Source organism: Actinomadura harenae, from assembly GCF_003696215.1.
In the GTDB taxonomy this organism is placed as follows: domain Bacteria; phylum Actinomycetota; class Actinomycetes; order Streptosporangiales; family Streptosporangiaceae; genus Spirillospora; species Spirillospora harenae.
Window position 1 is genome coordinate 16,401 of the sequence record NZ_RFFG01000028.1, and the last position, 17,246, is coordinate 33,646.

Genomic DNA, 17,246 nt, shown 5'->3' on the forward strand with positions numbered 1-17,246 from the left:
CTCCGGCGTTTCCCTTGTTCAGCGTCCTCGGCGGGTCTGGGCGCGGGCCGCGAGCGGGACGAACACGACCAGCGCCGCCACCGACCAGAGCAGGACCGCGGCCACCGGGTGGGCCATCGGCCAGGCCGGATGCGCGGACCGCGCGCCCGGGTTGCCGAACAGGTCGCGGGAGGCGGCGGTGATCGCGCTCAACGGGTTCCAGTCGGCGACCAGCCGCAGCCAGGCCGGCATGCCGTCCGTGGGGACGAACGCGTTGGACAGCATCGTGATGGGCAGGAACAGCGGCACGAGCTGGGCGGCCGTCTGGTCGTCCTTCACGACCAGGCCCAGGTACACGCCGACCCAGCTCATCGCGTACCGCAGCAGGACGATCAGCAGGAACGCCTCGGCCGTGGCGGCCGCGCCACGATGCGGCTGCCATCCGACGATCAGGCCGGTCCCGACCATGGCCGCCAGCAGTCCCAGGCCGACGAGAGCGTCGGCCCCGGTCTGCCCGAACGGGACGGCGAGCCGCGCGGTCGGCATCGAGCGGAACCGGTCCATCACGCCCTGGGACGCGTCGGCGGCCATCCGCGTCATGACGCCCTGGACGGCGGTGATGCTCACCATGGCGAACAGTCCGGGCATCAGGTACTCGCGGTAGTCGCCACCGCCCGGCACCTGGATCGCGCTGCCGAAGACGTAGCCGAACAGCACGACCATGACGACGGGGAAGGCGAGTGCCGCGACGATCTGCCCGGGTTCGGCCTTGAGGCGCGCGATCTCCCGGCCGGCGAGGGTCAGCCCGTCCGTGATCGTCCAGCGCAGGCGTTGCGGAGCGGGCCTCGCCGTGGTCATCGGACGGTCTCCTTGGAGTCGGTGAGGCGGAGGAAGACCTCGTCGAGGCTGGGACGGCGCAGCCGGACGTCGGCGACGGCGACCCCGGCGCGGTCGAGCTCGCGCACGATGTCGGCGAGCCGGAAGCCGCCGCCGGGGAGGGGCGCGGTGAGCCGGTCGGCGCCGGTCATCGTGGGATCGGTCCCGGCGAGGGCGTGCAGGACGGACGCGGCGGGACGCAGACCTCCGGGGTCCTCGACGACGACGTCGAGGGTGTCGCCGAGGGTGGCCTTGAGCTCGTCCGGGGTGCCGGTGGCGATCACCCGTCCTTGGTCGACGACGGCGATGTCGTCGGCCAGGTGGTCGGCCTCGTCCAGGTACTGGGTGGTGAGCAGGACGGTGGTACCGTCCGCGACGAGCTCGCGGACGGCGTCCCAGATCTCCAGGCGGCCGCGGGGGTCGAGGCCGGTGGTCGGCTCGTCCAGGAAGAGGACCTCGGGGCGCTGGATCAGGCAGGCGATCAGGTCCAGGCGGCGGCGCATCCCGCCGGAGTAGCCGGCGACGCGGCGGTCGGCGGCGTCCGCCAGTCCGAAGCGTTCGAGCAGGTCGTCGGCCCGGCGGCGCGCCTCGCCGCGGGACAGGTGGCCGAGGCGTCCGAACAGGCGCAGGTTGGCGCGTCCGGTGAGCTGCCCGTCCACGGCGGCGAACTGGCCCGCGAGGCCGATCCGCTCACGCACCCGTCCCGCCTCGCGGACGACGTCGAATCCGGCGATGGTGGCGCGTCCGGCGTCGGGGTCGGACAGGGTCGCCAGGATCCGTACCGCGGTCGTCTTGCCCGCGCCGTTCGGCCCGAGCACGCCGCAGACCGTCCCTTCGGGGACGCCGAGGTCCAGGCCGCGCAGTGCACGGGTGCCGCCGAAGGACTTGTGCAGCCCCTCGGCGAGGACGATCGGATCGGTCATGATCCCTCCACTGGGTATGATGTACGCAGAAAGCGAGGCTAGTAACCGCGTACCGCGTACGCAAGAGGTTCCGGCGAATTATCGCGTACCTCGTACGCATGTGGAGGGGGAAGGGTGCCCGACACCGAGTACACCAACATCTGGATGCGGCCCGAGCGCCCGGCCCGGGGACCGCGCCCCGCCTACAGCCGCGCCCAGATCACCGAGGCCGCCATCCGGATCGCCGACGCCGAGGGCGTGGAGGCCGCCACCATGCGGCGGATCGCGGCCGAGATCGGCGCGGGCGCGATGTCGCTGTACCGGTACGTCCCCAGCCGGGACGACCTGACCGAGCTGATGGCCGACCACCTGATGGGCGAGATCGGCCTCGAGGACGTCCCGACCGGCGACTGGCGCGCCGACCTGCGGCTCTACGCCGACCAGATGCGGGCGATGTGGCTGCGGCACCCGTGGATCGCCACCGTGAACCGCTCGCTCCCCGGATACGGCCCCCACCAGCTGCGGCTGATCGAGCAGGTCATGGGAGTGCTGGACGCGCTCGTCCCCATCGACGAGAACCTCGCGCTGATGGCGATCCTGAACGGCTACGTCGAGGGCGCGGCCCGCGACGAGGTCGCCGCGGCCGAGGAGATCCGGCGCAGCGGCCTCAGCGAGGAGGCGTGGGAGGCGCGCAACTACCCCTACCTGCAGCGGATCCTGGAGAGCGGCCGCTACCCGATCTTCACCAAGATCGCGATGGACGCCCGCCAGCCGCGCCTGAGCCGCGACGACCAGTTCCGGCACGGCCTGGACCGCGTCCTCGACTGCATAGAGACCGCCCTCCCCCAACCCGCCGAAGACTGACACTCCGCCGTCGGACGGGCGTTACGGCACGTCGTGCCGTGGGCCACGACACCCTGCGGCCATCAGGCCGCGACCGGGCCGCCTCTTGTGGTCGTCAGGCGATGGCCACGGCGCCGTTGAGGAAGACGTCGATGGCGTCCTCGATCGGGATGACGGTGTCGCCGACCGGGCGGGTGCGGCTGAACACGAAGCCCATGAACATCGCGGCGACCTGCTCCGGAGGAAGGCGCAGGCTCTCGCGTTCGGGTTCGAAGAGTTCGGCCAGCGCCTCGCGCGTGGCCTCCATGGCCGCGCCGCGATCGGGCCCGGGCTCGGCCTGCTCGGCGCCCCCCTGAGCACCCCGTCCTCCCTTGCGTCCGGTGGCGAACAGCGCGCCGAGGACCAGTCCCATGCGGGCCAGGTAGGCGTCGATCGCGGCGACCGCCTCGGTGAGGCGTTCGACGAGCGGGCGGTCGAGGGAGATCTCGCCGATCTCGGCCAGGACGTGGTCGTTGCGCAGGACCTCGGCGATGCAGGCGTCGAGCAGCTCGTCCTTGTCGGCGAAGACGCGGAAGATCGTCGCCTCGCCGATGCCCGCGGCGCGCGCGATCTGTCCCGTGGTCACGGCCGTGCCGTGCTCGGCGACCAGCGGCAGCGCCGTCCGGACGATCATCTCCCTGCGCTGTTCGGGGCTCATGCCCGGCGCCCGGCGCCGGGTGGGTGGGGTCTCCATGCGGACCAGAGTACGGAGTGAGTGCTCACTCCGTCAACGGCGAAGTGAGCACTCACTCCGCCATCACGGGCGACGCCCCGCGGCTGCCACATGCCTCTGACCTGCAGCTCTTCGGAGTTATCCACAGTTGGGCCGTCACCTGTCCTTGGATGTGCCGGGCGCCCAGGATGGTTCGTAAGCCCGAACCGGCACACGAGAAAGGAACGGACACATGCACGGCGGATTCCCTGGGATCGGCGTCAGCACCCTCATCTACGGCACGGTCTGGATCGCGACGGCGGGTGCTCGCGCCTTCGCGCGGATGCGGGGTGCCCGATGAACGCCCCGGTCCTCACAGCCGAGAAGACGGCCGAGAAGACGGCGTCCCCGTCCGGCGAGCCGACGCTCACGGTCATCGTCCCGGCGCACAACGAGGAGGCGGGCCTTCCCGCCACCCTCGTGTCACTGCACCGGCAGACCGTCCCGCCCGACCAGATCATCGTGGTGGACGACGCGTCCACCGACCGCACCGGCGAGGTCGCCCGTGCGCACGGCGCGACCGTCCTGCGCCCCGAACGCCGGCTGGGCAGCAAGGCCCGCGCTCAGAACCACGCCCTCCCCCACTGCGAGGGCGACCTGGTCCTGGCCGTGGACGCCGACACCGTCCTCGCACCCGACTACGTCGAACGTCTCCGCCCGGTCTTCGCCGACCCCCGGGTCGCGATCGCGGCCGGGAACGTCCAGACCCGGTTCACCCGCACGCTCTGGGAACGCGGCCGCTCCGTGGAGTACCTCTTCGGGTTCCACTTCCAGCGCCCGATCCAGCAGGGCGCCGCGAGCCCGATGGTCTGCTCCGGCTGCTGCTCGACGTTCCGCCGGGACCTCCTGGCCGCGTCCGGCGGCTTCCCCGAGCGGACCATCGTCGAGGACATGGACGCCACCTGGACCTGGCAGATCGAGGGCCGCCGCGCCGTCTACGTCCCCGAGGCCGTGGCGTGGGCCGCCGATCCCGAGTCCCTCGTCTACCTGCGCCGTCAGGTCTGGCGCTGGATGTCGGGCTTCTTCCAGAACGTCCGGCTGCACCTGCGTCCGATGGTGCGCCACAAACCCATGCTGGCGCTCTGGGTCACGCTCGCCGTCCTGGAGATCCTGCTCGCCCCGATGTGGTGGCTGACGCCCGTCCTGCTCACCACGGCCTGGCACGTCCCGCTCGCGTTCGCCGCCCTGTGGTGGCTGGCCAGCGAGTTACCGCTGCTCGTCGCGACACTGCTCTACGCCGCCCGAAAACGCGACATCCCCCTGCGCCGGGTCCTGGCCAGCCTCCCGTGTCTCTATCCGATCCGCGTCGTCAACACCTACTACGCCTGGAAGGCACTGATCGTCGAGCTCGTCCTGGTCCCCCTGTGCCTGGCCAAGACCCTGACCACCTACCACAAGGGCCGCTGACCACGTCCCGAGGCAATCCACCTCGAGGAGCACGGATGGCGGCTTGGCATCGGCCGCGCGGCCTCGGCTCCGGAACGTCCAGGCCGCGCGGCCGGCACGCCTGGGCCTCGCGGTCGGGGCTTGGCGAGCCTCGTCACCTCGTTGTTCAGCGGGGCGGCACGAGGAGGGGCGGGGCTCGGCGTATGCCTCACGCAGGAGGCGCACACCGGTGAGCCGCACGCATCGCGCTGCCGTCAAGGCGTCGTGGTGGGGGCGGGGCCCAGCACGCGGATCGCGGCGTCGATCGCCATGGTCAAGCGTGCGTGGTCGTGGTCGGCGCGTTCTCGGACGCGAAGGCCGAGCACGGTGGTGAACAACAGTTCCACGGCGGCGTCGATGTCGAGGTCCGTGGAGAGTTCGCCCTTGCTCCGTCCCTCGACGAGCAGGGATCGGAGTGCCTGCCGGGTGACCTCGAAGGCGGCCTCGGTCCGTTCGGCGACCTGAGCGTCGGTGACGCCGAGTTCGGTCGCGGTGTTGACCACGAAGCAACCGCGCCCGGGTTCGGCGTCGGGCGGGCAGGAGACCAGCCACAGCATCCAGTCGCGCAGCACGTGGCGCACCGGACGTCCGTCGCTCTCCAGCCATCGTTCGGCCTGGGCGGACTCCGTGGCGCGGTAGTGGTCGAGCACGCGGAGGAAGAGGGTGTGCTTGTCGGTGAACGTCCGGTACAGGCTGCTGGGAGTGAGGTTGAGTTCCGCGCCGAGGTCGCGCACCGAGGTGGCGTTGTAGCCGCGACGCCAGAACAGGTCGGTCGCCTTGACCACCGCGTGGTCCTCGTCGAACTGCCGGGGACGTGCCATGCGACTCAGCCTATCCCGCTTGTGGAGCGATCGCTCCCATACTAGGGTCCTCCGTCATATGGGAGCGATCGCTCCCGAATAAGTGAGGAGAGGGTTCAGTGCCGAGCACAGAACAGGCCGCGGATCGGGCGACCGGCCAGCAGGAGCCGTCGAAAAGCCGCTGGGCGGCGGTCGCCGCCGTGACTTTGGGGACGTTCCTGCTGGTCACCGCGGAACAAATTCCGATCGGCCTGCTGACGGCCGTGGGATCCGCGCTCTCGGTCTCCGAGGGGACGGCGGGGCTGATGGTGACGGTGCCCAGCCTGGTCGCCGCGGTCGCCGCGCCACTGGTACCGGTACTCGTCGGCGCGCTGGACCGGCGGCTGCTGCTTCTCGCCCTGATGGGGCTGATGACGGTCGCGAACGTGGCCTCGGCCCTGGCGCCGAGCTTCGCCGTCCTCGTGGCATCGCGGGTTCTGGTCGGGGTCGCCGTCGGAGGGTTCTGGGCCGTCGCCAGCGGCCTGGCCGTCCGGCTCGTGGCACCCGCGAACGTGCCACGGGCCACGGCGGTCATCTTCGGCGGAGTCGGGGCCGCGAACGTGTTCGGCGTCCCGCTCGGCACATTGCTCGGCGAGTTCTCCGGTTGGCGCATCGCCTTCGCGACGCTCAGCGCCCTCGCGCTCGTCACGCTGTTCGCGCTGCTGGCCGTTCTGCCGTCCCTGGCCGCCTCCCAGCCCGTCCGGCCGCGGTTGCTGGCCGAGCAGTTCCGCAACCCGGGCGTGCGCGTCGGGATCCTCGCGACGTTCCTCATCGTGACCGGCCACTTCTCGGCCTACACCTTCGTGAGCCCGGCACTGCAGAAGCTCTCCGGCATCGACGAGGGACTCGTCGGCCCGCTGCTGTTCGGCTTCGGCCTTGCGGGTATGGTCGGCAACTTCGTCGCCGGTGCCGCCCTGGCCCGCAACCCGTTCCGAACCGTCCTGACCATCACCGTGTCCCTGGCCGTGGCCATGCCGCTCTTCCTGCTCCTCGGTCGCGGACCGTTCGCCGGGGCCCTCCTGCTGATCGCCTGGGGCCTGGCCTTCGGCGGCGTGTCGGTCGGTCTCCAAACGGTGATGATCAGAGTCGCGCCGGAGGCCGTGGAAGCGGCCTCCTCCCTGTGGGTCGCGGTGTTCAACCTGTCGATCGGCCTCGGCGCACTGGTCGGCGGCGTCATCGTGGACTCACTCAGCCTCGGCGCCGTCCTGTGGCTCGGCGGCGCATGCGCGTTGGTGGCCGCCCTGGCGATCTGGACCGCACGCACCAACGAAAGCCTGCGATAACCCGCCGCTCACATCACCACTCAGGCCGCGCGCCCGTCCACGCAGATCGGGGCCTCCCCGTGGGGGTGCCTGGGCGTCCCCACTCGTCTGTTCCGGGCTCGCGCAGGGTGGGTGTGATGCGTTCGAGTGGGCCGAAAGGAGCGGCTCGGTCGGTCGGCGGGGTTCGGGTGCCTTTGCGTTGAGCGCTGTTGGGAGGCGCATTGGTGGGTATGGGGGTGCTTTTGCGAGGGCATTCTCGGTGGGGTGGGCGACACACCTGGGTGGTCTTTTCGCGGGTTGGTGCTGTGGTCGGGGCTGAGCTGGCATCCTTCTTGCCGGTGCGCTGAGTTCAGGGCTCACCGGGACGTCCGACATTGGCCAGTGTTCGGGCGGAATCGGGGGGCCCGGACGATCGCATCGGACGGCCCGTCGCCGATAGCCTGCCGGTCATCGGTGCTCGGCAGGACCTCGTTGACCTGGACGGACTCGGACTCCATATCCCGCTTCTGAACCCCACTTGTGATGCCGGCGCGCGGTTCGCCCGGCGCCCGATCTCGACGGCGGTATCCCATGGCCTTCATCCCCTCGGACCCCGCGGACCCCGACTTCGGGGCGGTCGACCCGAGCGCGCCTCCGCCCTTTGGCGTGTCGCACATGCTCGAGCCGGAGATCTCCCTTCCCGCCGATCCGTTCCGGCGTGAGGAGCCGTTCCTCTCCGGTCCAGGATTTCTCGGTGCGCCGGTTCCGCCACCTCGGCAGGCCGGGACGATGGATCTGCCGTCGTTTCCCACGGCGGCGATGCAGGCGCCGCGCAAGTCGCGGAGAACGCGTCGAACGGCGATGGTCGTCGCCGCCGGTGTGGCGGCGGCCGGTGTCGTGGGGGTCCTCGCGTGGTCCGCCGCCGACCCGGGCAAGAAGCCCGCCCGGCCCGGCCCGGTGACGCCGCGAGCCACGCTCGCCAGTGCGGCGCCGCCCGTGGTCTCGTCGCCTGAGCCGTCCGTCACGCCCACGACCGCTTCGCCCTCGCCAACGGGGCGTCCTTCGGCCGACGGGCAGCCTGCTCCAGGGACGGGTGGGGCCCACCCGACGTCCGGCCCGAAGCCGGGTGGGGGGCATCGGGCCGCTCCGCCTTCGCATCACGCGAGTCCGCCGCACACCACCCGGCCCAAGCCGAAGCCCACGACGCGGTTGTGTCCGGTGTACGACCATGGCGTCCTCGTGGCGTACCGGCCGTGCTGACATCAGATTGGACCTTGATGACCAGAGCTCGAGCAGTGTTCGTCCCGCTGGCCGTCGCGGCGGTCACCGTCGCGCTCGCGTCCCCCGCGTCGGCGGTGGCGTGGCGGCCCGTCTGGTCGAAGCACGGACCGCAGCACACGACGCTGACCAGTGACTTCTCGCCGGTCAGCGTGCTGCTCAAGACGCATGTGAAGTCCAGCGCCAAGGCTCCGTGGACCAAGGGCGTCGAGGCGTGGGTCACCGGGCCGGGCGGCTGGAAGCGGAGCCTGTCGCTGAAGCTGTGGAAGGGGCAGCACCACGCCGACGGCGACTGGTCGAACTGGCTGTCGCTGCCGCCGCAGACTCCGGCGGGGAACTACAGCGTCGGGTTCCTGGCGACGAGCAACAAGGGGCAGAAGGCATGGCGTGGCGGCGCGGCGTCCTTCAGCGTCGGCAAGGTCGCCCATGCGCCGCTCACCCTCCTGCCGGGCAGTCCGGTGAAGATGACCACGACGGGACGGGACGTCACCGCGCGGTTCTTCTCCCCGACGCATTCCACCGCCGCGTACACGACGGTCACCGGTCCGAACGGTAAGACGTTCACGGCCGGGTTCAGCCTGGTCTCGGGGAACGTGGACTACGGCATGTGGCAGGCGAACGTGCAACTGCCCACCACGTCCGCTCCCGGTGCGTGGAAGGTGCGCACCGCCTATGCGACCGCGCCGGGGAGCGGGTGGCTCAACGGGCCCGCGGCGTCCTTCAACCTTCGGCAGTTGTCGGGGTACACCGTCACGGCCAAGCCCACCACGATCAAGCGTGGGAGCCCGGTGGTGTTGTCGGGACGGCTCACCGGCCGCCTGCCCAACGGCACGTACGGCGGTCTCGCCAAGCGCAGGCTTCAGCTGATGTTCCGCTGGAACGCCGGCGGCGCGTCCCCGCAGAAGATCAACAGCGTCACGACCGACGCCAAGGGCGGCTTCCGCCTGTCCGGGTACGCGGTGCGTCCGGGCTGGATGTGGCTCACCTGGGCCGGTGACTCCCTCTACCAGCCCGGCACCAGCCGCGGATTCTGGATCACCATCAAGAAGTGACCCGGACGCCCCTTCCCCGGCTCGCTCGCGGCCGGGGGCTCGGTGGGAGGGGTGTTCGTTTCGGGGATCCCCTCGCGCACGGCGACGCGGCCCAGAGGGGAGAGCCACGCGCGGGGCTGGAGCGGTCTCAGTGGGTCAGGGCCAGGCGGGTGAGGACGGCGGACAGGCCTGCGTCGCGCATGGCCGGGTCGTTGGTGGTGAGGCCGCGGGTGACCTCGTACCAAGGGCCGAGTTTGTGCCAGAGGAGGCCGCGGGCGCGCAGGTCGGGGGTCACGCCGTAGGCGGTGGCCAGGGCTTCGGCGAAAGCGGGCGGGGTGCCGTGGAGGGTCCAGGAGAGGTCGAGGGCGGGGTCTCCGGCCTGCGCGTCGCCGAAGTCGATGACGCCGGAGAGGCGGCCGTCCGACACGAGGACGTGTTCGGGGCCGAGGTCGCCGTGGACGACGATGTCGGCGATGCCGGTGTCGAGGGCGTCCAGCAGTGACGCGCCGTCCGCGCGGGCGGAGTCGGGCAGGAGCGGGAGGACGCGGTCACGGAAGAGGGCGAGGTCGTCGGCGAACTCGTCGCGGGTGTCGCGCAGGCCGTGGGCGGTGGCGTCATGGACGTCGGTGTCGTGGAGGGCGCGGAGGAACAGGCCCAGGGCGTGGCCGTGCCCGGCGTCCGGTGACTCCAGCGGGACGCCGGGCACCAGGCGGTGCCGGACGATCAGGGGGTCGGAGGACGCGAGTTCCGGTACGGGCACCGCGAGGGGAAGGCGTGGGGCGAGCCAGGGCATGAGCCGGATCTCGGCCAGCAGGCGCGGGTGGACGTCCGGGCGGCGCGGGACGCGCACGACCCAGCCGTCCTCGAGCGTCGCCCTGCTGTCCCAGCCCCCGTCGAAGTCGTTCATGATCCAAGTAGATCACTGGGGTTGCAGGCCCGGGCGGCCGAGCTTGGAGCCGCGCATGCGCATGGAGCGGTTGAACGTCGTGGTCAGGGCGATGGCGAGGGTGAGCAGCGACAGCAGGAGGACGGCCTCGCGCGGGTCGGTCACCGACAGGAGGGAGCCGCCGAGGAGCTGTCCGATCGGCATGGATCCCCAGCCGACGAGCAGGGCGACGCTCTTCACGCGGCCGAGGAGGTGGTCGGGGACGACCCTGTACTGGTAGCCGACGACCACGACGTTCCAGATCGGGCTGACGGCGGCCATGCAGGCGATGATCGCGGCCACCTCGTACGGGCTGGTCGCGAGGGCGAGGAGCGGCGCGGTCGCGGCCCACACCCAGGCGGTCCCGATGGCGACGGCCCGGGAGGACATCAGGTCCTGGACGCGCGGGGCGGCGAGGGCGCCGGCGAGTCCGCCGACGCCGAAGCAGCCGAGGATCAGGCCCGTCCCGGCGCTGCCCGCGCCGAGGTCCCTGGACAGGACGATCAGCGTGAGGATGAGGGCCTGGAACATCAGGTTGACGGCGGACGTCAGCGCGACGCTCATCCGGACGAACGGCTCGTTCCACAGCCAGCGCAGGCCGGTGCGGATCTCGTCGTACAGGCCGCCCGCCCATGAGCGTCCGGACGCGTCCGGCTCCGGCGCGGGGCGGCGTTCGGTGCGGATGCCGACGACGGTGGCGAGCGAGACCAGGTAGGACGCGGCGTCGGCGACGAAGGGAAGGGCGTGGCCGAGGCCGAAGAGCAGTCCGCCGAGCGGGGATCCGGTGAGGGCGGCGCTGCGGCTCTTGGCCTCCTGACGGGCGAGGGCCTCGGTGAGGCGTTCGGACGGCACGAGCGCCGGGAGCAGGGCGCGTTGCGAGACGCTGAAGAACACGAAGCAGGAGCCGGAGACGAATCCGGTGGCGAGGACGTGCGGGAACGTGACCGCGTGCAGGGCGAACGCGACGGCCAGGCTTCCGAGCGCGGCGAACTGGCCGATCTCGCAGAAGAGCATGACGCGGCGGCGGTCCCAGCGGTCCACGAGGGCACCGGCGGGCAGGTAGAACAGGACGTACGGGAGGGTTCCGGCGAAGCCGGAGATCCCGGCCTTGGCCGGGGAGCCGGTGAGCGCCAGGACCAGCAGCGGGAACGCCACCGAGGTCATCCGGGTGCCGACCTCGGAGAAGGTCTGCCCCGTCCAGAGCAGGACGAAGTTCCGGTTTCGCCAGAGTGACTCTTTTCCCCGCATTCCACCAAGATCACCCGGTCGCGCGGAGCCCGTCAAGGCTCGCCGCCGCCACCTGCCGGTTTCACGGCGACGGCGGCTCGAGCACCCCGGTCCGCTGGAAGCCCTCCAACGCCTTCGTCCACGGCTCGATCGCGATGCCCTTCTCGTCGAGCCACGCGTCGCTCCAGTACGTGGTGGGGTACAGGTCGCCGTCGTCGCAGATCAGCGTGGCGATGGCGCCCCGCCTGCCGTCCCGGACGAACTGCGCCACGAGCTGTAGCGCGCCCCAGAGGTTCGTGCCGGTGGACGCCCCGGCGCGCAGGCCGGTCGTCCCGCACAGGAAGCGCATGGCGGCGAGGCTCGCGGCGTCCGGGACGGGCATCACGACGTCCACCACGGACGCGTCGAAGCCCGGCTCGACGCGCGGACGCCCGATGCCCTCGATCCGGGACGGCATCCCGGTCGTGTAGTCGTCGGCGCCGTAGGCCCAGCCGGGGAAGTACGCCGAGTTCTCCGGGTCCACGACCGCGAGGCGGGGCCGCGTCTCCCCGGAGATGTCGGCGATGCGGCGTCCGATCGCGGTGGCGGTGCCGCCGCTGCCCGCTCCGACCACGATCCAGTCGGGGACGACCGGGAGGCGTTCGAACAGGACATGTCCGATGTCGTCCTCGCCGCCCGCGCTCGCCGCGATGGCGTCGGCGGAAGCCGCCAGGTAGTTCATGTAGTGGCCGCCGCGCTGTTCCGCGAGCCGTTCGGCCTCGTCGTAGATGGCGAGCGGCGGGTGGACGAGATGGACCGTCCCGCCGAGGTCCTCGATCCGCGCGATCTTCTCGGGGGCGGAGCGGCGCGGCATGACCGCGGCGAAGGGGTGTCCCAGCAGGCGGGCGACGTACGCCTGCGCGACGGCCGCGTTCCCGCCGGTCGCCTCGACGACCGTCGCGCCCGGGGCGAGCGCGCCACGGCGCAGGGCGTCCCGGAACAGGGCGCGCGCGAGGCGGTGCTTCAGGCTTCCGGTCGGGTGGGTGGACTCGTCCAGCAGGTACAGGTCAACGCCCCACTCGGGCGGCAGCGGGAACCGGCGGAGGACGCCGGTGACCGCCTTGTGGTCGGCGGCGTCGGCGTCCAGGAGACGGAGGTAGTCGATCATCCGGACGACGGTACCCGCCGGTGAGCGCGCGTTCGAGTGCGAGAGCGACTGCTCGGCCGGGCCGCCGGAAAGTAGTTTGGCGACCATGAAGATGATCAAGTACGGGCACGCGTGCGTCCGCCTGGAGAAGAGCGGCCGGGCGCTGGTGATCGACCCCGGGGTGCTGACGCCCGAGACCGAGGCGACCGAGGGCGTGGAGGCGGTGCTCATCACGCACGAGCACTTCGACCACTACCACCTCGACAACCTGCGGAGCGTCCCCGCGATCTACACCTGTCCCGGCGTCGCACGGATGCTGGACCAGGCGGACGACCTCGGCGAACTCGACCGCGACCGCGTCCATGTCGTCCAGGACGGCGACACGTTCGAGGCGGCCGGGTTCCGGGTCCGCGTCGTCGGCGAGAAGCACCATCACAGCCACGTCGACTTCCCGCCCTGCGACAACGTCGGGTTCCTCCTGGACGACGAGGTGTTCCATCCCGGCGACGCGCTGACCGTGGTGGACGTTCCGACGCTGCTGTTCGCCGGGCAGGCGCCGTGGCTGACCGTCCCGATGATGTCGGAGTACGTGCGGGCGGTCGGCGCGGAGCGGGCGTTCGCGGTCCACGACGGGCTGGTGAACGACATCGGGCTGCAGGTGCTCGACGACGTGCTGGCGATGGAGGCCGACCGGGCGGGCCGGGAGATCCGGCGTCCCGCTCTCGGGGAGGTCGTAGAACTGTGACTCTGGGGAAGCTTGGGACAGTTGCGGGCTCCCCACGGCCTGACCTTGGGGAACGCTCCTCTCATGAGCAGTGCGGAAAGGGACCTCCAGGCCGGGCGGATCCTCGGGGCCTGGCGTGGCGGGGCGGCGGGGTTCCTCGGCATCCCGTACGGGCGACCGCTCACCGGTGAGGCGCGGTTCGCCCCGCCCGACACGGACGTGGGCTGGGAGGGGGTCTTCGACGCGACGGCGTTCGGGCCGTCGCCGCCGCAGGCCCCCGCCCCGCCCGTCCCGGAGGGCGCGGACCCCGACGACTACCTGCGGATCAACGTCTGGACGCCCGACCCCGACGCGTCCGGCCTGCCGGTGATCGTGTACTTCCACGGCGGCGGGTACGTGACGGGGTCGTCCGCCGACCCGTCCTTCGACGGGACGGCCCTCGCGCGGGACGAGAACCTCGTGATCGTCTCGATGAACCACCGCCTCGGCATGGACGGGTTCGCCCTGGTGGACGGCGCCCCCGCGAACCGCGGGCTGCTCGACCAGGCGGCGGCGCTGCGCTGGGTGCGCGACAACGTCGCCGCGTTCGGCGGCGACCCCGGGAACGTGACCCTGTACGGGCAGTCGGCGGGCGCGGGATGCGTCGCGGCGCTGGTCACGATGCCGTGGATGCGCGGACTGTTCCGGCGGGTGATCCTGAGCAGCCTGCCGAACGCCTACCAGTCCCCCGAACGCGCCCGGCAGGTCGCGTCGGACGTCGCGACCCGCGCCGGGACGCGCCCGACCGCCGCCGACCTCGCGCGCGTCCCCGTGGACGTCCTGGTCACGGCGGTCGCGGAGGGGCTGGCGCGGAACGGCCCGGCCCCGGTCGTGGACGGCGAGGTGCTGCTCACCGACCCGTGGACGGCGTTCGGCGACGGCCTGCTCGACGACGTCCCGATGATGATCGGCCACACCGCCGACGAGTACCGCCTGTTCGTCGCCCGCGGGGGCCTGCTCGGCCGCGTCTCCACCGTCGAGGCCGACCACGCGCTGAAGGCGCTCGCGCCGGGCAGCCCCGACGCCTACCGGACGGCCTATCCCGACGCGTCCTGCGAGGAGTTGTACGACCTGGTCGTCGGCGACGCCCTGTTCCGCATGGGGACCTACCGGCTCGCCGAACTGCACGAGGGCACGACGTTCCTGTACGAGCTGACGTTCACGGTCCCGGCGTACGGCGGGCGGCTCGGCGCGCCGCACAGCTCCGACCTTCCGCTCGTGTTCGACGTGTTCGACGAGGGCGTGGGGGCCGAGCTGTACGGGGGCGACCCGTCCGCCGAGGCGCGGGAGCTGGGCGTGGAGATGCGCCGGGCCTGGGGCGACTTCGCCCGCGGCGGCGATCCGGGCTGGCTCCCGTTCGACCAGGACCGGCGGCTGACCCGGGTCTTCGACGACCAGCTCTCGGAGGTCCGGTATCCGGAGGAGGCGTCGCGCCGGATCTGGGCCGAGCACCGCTTCGGGCCGCTTCCCGCGATCTAGGCCTTGTCGGGTCGCGGTGCGCCTGCGGTGGTTCGCGAACATGACGGGCAGATCGCCGTTACTTGACCTTCCTCCGAGCACGTCCGGGTATCTCCAGGCGGGAAGCGGACCTCGGAGAGGGAGGTAGCCAATGCGGGTGTTCGTCACGGGCGCGTCCGGATGGATCGGGTCGGCCCTGGTGCCGGAGCTCATCGACGCCGGTCACCAGGTCGTCGGCCTCGCGAGATCGGACTGCTCCGCCGGCGCCATCGCCGGAGCGGGGGCGGAGGCGCTGCGCGGCGACATCAACGACCTGGACACGCTGCGCTCGGCGGTGTCCGACGCCGACGGGGTCGTCCACCTGGCCTTCGACCACGACTTCAGCCGGTTCGAGCAGTCGGCGCGCGCCGACGCGCGGGTGATCGGGGCACTGTGCGACGAGCTCGCCGGCACCGAGAAGCCGCTCGTCGTCACGTCCGGGACGCCGATCGTGCCGGGCCGCGCCGCGACCGAGTACGACGAGTCCCTGCCGGGCACCCCGCCCGCGGCCCGGGACGCGAACGCCCGGTTGGCCCTCGAGGCCGCGGGCCGCGGCGTCCGGTCGTCGGTCGTGCGGCTGCCCCGGTCGGTGCACGGCGAGGACGACCTGCACGGCTTCGTCGCCCGCATGATCGACATCGCCCGCGAGAGGGGCGTCTCCGGCACGGTCGGCGACGGGTCCAGCCGCTGGCCGGCGGTGCACGTCGAGGACGCGGCGCTCCTGTTCCGCCTGGCCCTCGAGGACGCGCCGGCGGGCTCGGTGCTCCACGCGGTCGGCGACGAGGGCGTGCCGGTCCAGGACATCGCCGAGGCGATCGGCCGCCATCTGGACGTGCCGACGGCGGCCGTCCCGGCCGAGGACTTCGGGTTCCTCGGCCCGCTCCTGTCGGTCGACCAGCCCGCCTCGAGCATGCTGACCCGCCAGCTGATGGAGTGGCGGCCGTCCCGTCCGGGCCTCATCGACGACCTGAACCGGGGCCACTACTTCGACGAGGCCACCCCGTAGCCGGTCCGCCGCGCGCTCAGCGCCAGGTGCGGTCGAGGAAGTCGGCGATGAGCGGGGCGATCTCGGGCAGGTGCGTTTCGAGGGCGAAGTGTCCCGTGTCGAAGAGGTGGAGCTCGGCGTCCGGGAGGTCGGCGAGGTAGGCGCGGGCTCCGGGGGCGGGGAAGAACGGGTCGTTCGCGCCCCAGGTGATGAGGGCCTGCGGGGTGTGCTTGCGCAACCACGCCTGCCACGCGGGGTAGCGCTCGACGTTGGAGTGGTAGTCGAAGGCGAGCGCGACCTGGGCCTCCCGGCGTCCGGGGAGGTCGAGGAAGTGCTGGTCGAGCGTCCACGAGTCGGGGTCGATCGCGCTCGGGTCGGCGACGCCGGTCTCGTACTGGCTCCGGGTGCCGTCGGGGGTGAGCAGGGACCGGACGGTCGCCTCGGCGTCCGGCTGGTCGGGGCGCAGTGCGATGAAGTCGCGGGCGCCGTCGGAGAGCCCGGCCTCGTAGGCGTTGCCGTTCTGGACGACGAGACCGGCGATCCACTCGGGGTGGCGTTCGGCGAGCCGGAAACCGACCGGGGCCCCGAAGTCGAACACGTACATGACGAACCGGCGCAGGCCGAGCCGGTCGGCGAACGCCTCGGTGACGTCGGCGAGCCGGTCGAAGGAGTAGGTGAAGCCGTCCGGTGCCCGGGTGTGTCCGAAACCCGGGTAGTCGGGCGCGATGACCCGGTAGCGCGCCCCCAGGGCGTCGATCAGCCGCCGGAACTGGTGCGAGCCGGACGGGAACCCGTGCAGCAGGAGCAGGACGGGCGCGTCGTCCCGTTCGGGCAGCGACTCCCGGTAGAAGACGCGCACGCCGTCGACGTCCAGGAACCGGTGGGCTGAGCGGGTGATCGGGGGGAACGCCATCACTAACGCCTTTCGTCGCCGAAGATGCGTTAGTTATAACGAGCATGGGCTAACGGGTCAAGGCGCGGCTATAGCATTAGTTCCATGAGTGACGTCGTCCCGCTGACCGGGGAACCCCTGGCCCTGGACCTGGTCAACACCCGCACGGCCGTGGGCGACCTGCTCACCACCCCCGACGACCTGCGGAGATGGTGCGACCTTCAGGCCGGACGCCTACCGGACGCGCCGTCCGCCGACGCGACTTCCCTGGCCGCCGTCCTGGCCGTCCGCGAGCACACGGCTCGGGCACTCGAACGCGTCCGGCACGGCGAACGGCCGGACGACGCGGACCTGACGGCGCTCAACGACGCGCAGCTCGCGGCGCCCGCGATCAACGAGCTGGCATGGGACGGCTCGGCGCTCACCGCCGGACGCCGTCGAAGCGGACCGTCCGGAACCCGGCTCGCCGCCCACCTGGCCGAGGCGGCGGCGGAGCTCCTGTCGGACCCGGCGGTCACCAGGATCCGCCCGTGCGAGGCGCACGACTGCGTGATGCTGTTCCTCCCCGCCCACCCGCGCCGCCGCTGGTGCTCCCCCGCCCGCTGCGGCAACCGCGTCCGCGTGGCCCGCCACTACCAGCGCCACAAGGCCGACTAGGACCCGCCT

The 17,246-nt window shown here is 72.0% G+C and carries 16 protein-coding genes; 8 read left to right on the top strand and 8 right to left on the bottom strand.

The window, feature by feature from the left end; genetic code table 11:
• Positions 1–18 precede the first annotated feature (18 nt).
• Positions 19–837 carry an ABC transporter permease gene (locus tag EBO15_RS17425; protein WP_122195452.1) on the bottom strand — a complete coding sequence of 273 codons (819 nt, stop codon included), beginning with the start codon at positions 835–837 and terminating at the stop codon, positions 19–21.
• Positions 834–1,778, bottom strand: coding sequence for an ATP-binding cassette domain-containing protein (locus tag EBO15_RS17430; protein WP_122195453.1), 945 nt, complete (start codon positions 1,776–1,778; stop codon positions 834–836). The genes EBO15_RS17425 and EBO15_RS17430 overlap by 4 nt, the downstream gene beginning before the upstream one ends.
• 114 nt (positions 1,779–1,892) lie before the next feature.
• Between EBO15_RS17430 and EBO15_RS17435 the strand changes: the two genes are divergently transcribed.
• Positions 1,893–2,621 carry a TetR/AcrR family transcriptional regulator gene (locus tag EBO15_RS17435; RefSeq protein ID WP_122195454.1) on the top strand — a complete coding sequence of 243 codons (729 nt, stop codon included), beginning with the start codon at positions 1,893–1,895 and terminating at the stop codon, positions 2,619–2,621.
• A gap of 94 nt (positions 2,622–2,715) precedes the next feature.
• Here EBO15_RS17435 and EBO15_RS17440 read toward each other — a convergent pair whose 3' ends face one another.
• Positions 2,716–3,333, bottom strand: a complete 618-nt coding sequence (locus tag EBO15_RS17440) for a TetR/AcrR family transcriptional regulator (protein ID WP_233616259.1) — start codon at positions 3,331–3,333, stop codon at positions 2,716–2,718.
• 315 nt (positions 3,334–3,648) lie between these two features.
• Between EBO15_RS17440 and EBO15_RS17445 the strand changes: the two genes are divergently transcribed.
• Positions 3,649–4,758, top strand: a complete 1,110-nt coding sequence (locus EBO15_RS17445; protein WP_122195456.1) for a glycosyltransferase family 2 protein — start codon at positions 3,649–3,651, stop codon at positions 4,756–4,758.
• A 233-nt stretch (positions 4,759–4,991) separates the two neighbouring features.
• Here the strand turns inward: EBO15_RS17445 and EBO15_RS17450 are convergent, their stop codons facing one another.
• The gene (locus tag EBO15_RS17450) at positions 4,992–5,597 is read right to left on the bottom strand and encodes a TetR/AcrR family transcriptional regulator (protein WP_122195457.1); all 606 of its coding nucleotides are present in this window, start codon (positions 5,595–5,597) and stop codon (positions 4,992–4,994) included.
• Between the two features lie 98 nt (positions 5,598–5,695).
• Here EBO15_RS17450 and EBO15_RS17455 point away from each other — a divergent pair, with 98 nt between their 5' ends.
• Both EBO15_RS17455 and EBO15_RS17465 read left to right on the top strand, forming a co-directional pair.
• Positions 5,696–6,898, top strand: coding sequence for an MFS transporter (locus EBO15_RS17455; RefSeq protein ID WP_122195458.1), 1,203 nt, complete (start codon positions 5,696–5,698; stop codon positions 6,896–6,898).
• Between the two features lie 1,235 nt (positions 6,899–8,133).
• The gene (locus EBO15_RS17465; RefSeq protein WP_147481533.1) at positions 8,134–9,186 is read left to right on the top strand and encodes a hypothetical protein; all 1,053 of its coding nucleotides are present in this window, start codon (positions 8,134–8,136) and stop codon (positions 9,184–9,186) included.
• 127 nt (positions 9,187–9,313) lie between these two features.
• Here EBO15_RS17465 and EBO15_RS17470 read toward each other — a convergent pair whose 3' ends face one another.
• The 3 genes from EBO15_RS17470 to EBO15_RS17480 form a co-directional block, all read right to left on the bottom strand.
• Complete coding sequence (locus tag EBO15_RS17470) at positions 9,314–10,072, bottom strand: phosphotransferase (RefSeq protein ID WP_122195461.1); 759 nt, start codon at positions 10,070–10,072, stop codon at positions 9,314–9,316.
• A gap of 12 nt (positions 10,073–10,084) precedes the next feature.
• The gene (locus EBO15_RS17475) at positions 10,085–11,338 is read right to left on the bottom strand and encodes an MFS transporter (RefSeq protein WP_122195462.1); all 1,254 of its coding nucleotides are present in this window, start codon (positions 11,336–11,338) and stop codon (positions 10,085–10,087) included.
• A gap of 61 nt (positions 11,339–11,399) precedes the next feature.
• The gene (locus EBO15_RS17480; RefSeq protein WP_122195516.1) at positions 11,400–12,464 is read right to left on the bottom strand and encodes a PLP-dependent cysteine synthase family protein; all 1,065 of its coding nucleotides are present in this window, start codon (positions 12,462–12,464) and stop codon (positions 11,400–11,402) included.
• A gap of 85 nt (positions 12,465–12,549) precedes the next feature.
• Here EBO15_RS17480 and EBO15_RS17485 point away from each other — a divergent pair, with 85 nt between their 5' ends.
• From EBO15_RS17485 to EBO15_RS17495, 3 genes are all read left to right on the top strand, one after another.
• Positions 12,550–13,188 (top strand): MBL fold metallo-hydrolase, encoded by a 639-nt coding sequence (locus tag EBO15_RS17485; RefSeq protein ID WP_122195463.1) that lies wholly within the window; start codon positions 12,550–12,552, stop codon positions 13,186–13,188.
• A gap of 63 nt (positions 13,189–13,251) precedes the next feature.
• Entirely contained in the window at positions 13,252–14,685 is a 1,434-nt protein-coding gene (locus EBO15_RS17490; RefSeq protein ID WP_122195464.1) for a carboxylesterase/lipase family protein, read from the top strand.
• Positions 14,686–14,815: 130 nt separating this feature from the next.
• Complete coding sequence (locus tag EBO15_RS17495; protein WP_122195465.1) at positions 14,816–15,709, top strand: SDR family oxidoreductase; 894 nt, start codon at positions 14,816–14,818, stop codon at positions 15,707–15,709.
• Between the two features lie 16 nt (positions 15,710–15,725).
• On the opposite strand, the gene EBO15_RS17500 is transcribed toward EBO15_RS17495, so the two are convergent.
• Complete coding sequence (locus tag EBO15_RS17500) at positions 15,726–16,601, bottom strand: alpha/beta fold hydrolase (protein WP_122195466.1); 876 nt, start codon at positions 16,599–16,601, stop codon at positions 15,726–15,728.
• Positions 16,602–16,685: 84 nt separating this feature from the next.
• On the opposite strand from EBO15_RS17500, the gene EBO15_RS17505 reads away from it, so the two are divergent.
• Positions 16,686–17,237, top strand: a complete 552-nt coding sequence (locus tag EBO15_RS17505; RefSeq protein ID WP_122195467.1) for a CGNR zinc finger domain-containing protein — start codon at positions 16,686–16,688, stop codon at positions 17,235–17,237.
• Positions 17,238–17,246 lie beyond the last annotated feature (9 nt).

What these genes read in the sequence shown, in the direction of transcription:
- EBO15_RS17425 (WP_122195452.1), bottom strand. Translation starts at nt 837, where the DNA reads ATGACCACGGCGAGGCCCGCTCCGCAACGCCTGCGCTGGACGATCACG.
- EBO15_RS17430 (WP_122195453.1), bottom strand. Translation starts at nt 1,778, where the DNA reads ATGACCGATCCGATCGTCCTCGCCGAGGGGCTGCACAAGTCCTTCGGC.
- EBO15_RS17440 (WP_233616259.1), bottom strand. Translation starts at nt 3,333, where the DNA reads ATGGAGACCCCACCCACCCGGCGCCGGGCGCCGGGCATGAGCCCCGAA.
- EBO15_RS17445 (WP_122195456.1), top strand. Translation starts at nt 3,649, where the DNA reads ATGAACGCCCCGGTCCTCACAGCCGAGAAGACGGCCGAGAAGACGGCG.
- EBO15_RS17450 (WP_122195457.1), bottom strand. Translation starts at nt 5,597, where the DNA reads ATGGCACGTCCCCGGCAGTTCGACGAGGACCACGCGGTGGTCAAGGCG.
- EBO15_RS17465 (WP_147481533.1), top strand. Translation starts at nt 8,134, where the DNA reads ATGACCAGAGCTCGAGCAGTGTTCGTCCCGCTGGCCGTCGCGGCGGTC.
- EBO15_RS17470 (WP_122195461.1), bottom strand. Translation starts at nt 10,072, where the DNA reads ATGAACGACTTCGACGGGGGCTGGGACAGCAGGGCGACGCTCGAGGAC.
- EBO15_RS17475 (WP_122195462.1), bottom strand. Translation starts at nt 11,338, where the DNA reads ATGCGGGGAAAAGAGTCACTCTGGCGAAACCGGAACTTCGTCCTGCTC.
- EBO15_RS17480 (WP_122195516.1), bottom strand. Translation starts at nt 12,464, where the DNA reads ATGATCGACTACCTCCGTCTCCTGGACGCCGACGCCGCCGACCACAAG.
- EBO15_RS17485 (WP_122195463.1), top strand. Translation starts at nt 12,550, where the DNA reads ATGAAGATGATCAAGTACGGGCACGCGTGCGTCCGCCTGGAGAAGAGC.
- EBO15_RS17490 (WP_122195464.1), top strand. Translation starts at nt 13,252, where the DNA reads ATGAGCAGTGCGGAAAGGGACCTCCAGGCCGGGCGGATCCTCGGGGCC.
- EBO15_RS17495 (WP_122195465.1), top strand. Translation starts at nt 14,816, where the DNA reads ATGCGGGTGTTCGTCACGGGCGCGTCCGGATGGATCGGGTCGGCCCTG.
- EBO15_RS17500 (WP_122195466.1), bottom strand. Translation starts at nt 16,601, where the DNA reads ATGGCGTTCCCCCCGATCACCCGCTCAGCCCACCGGTTCCTGGACGTC.
- EBO15_RS17505 (WP_122195467.1), top strand. Translation starts at nt 16,686, where the DNA reads ATGAGTGACGTCGTCCCGCTGACCGGGGAACCCCTGGCCCTGGACCTG.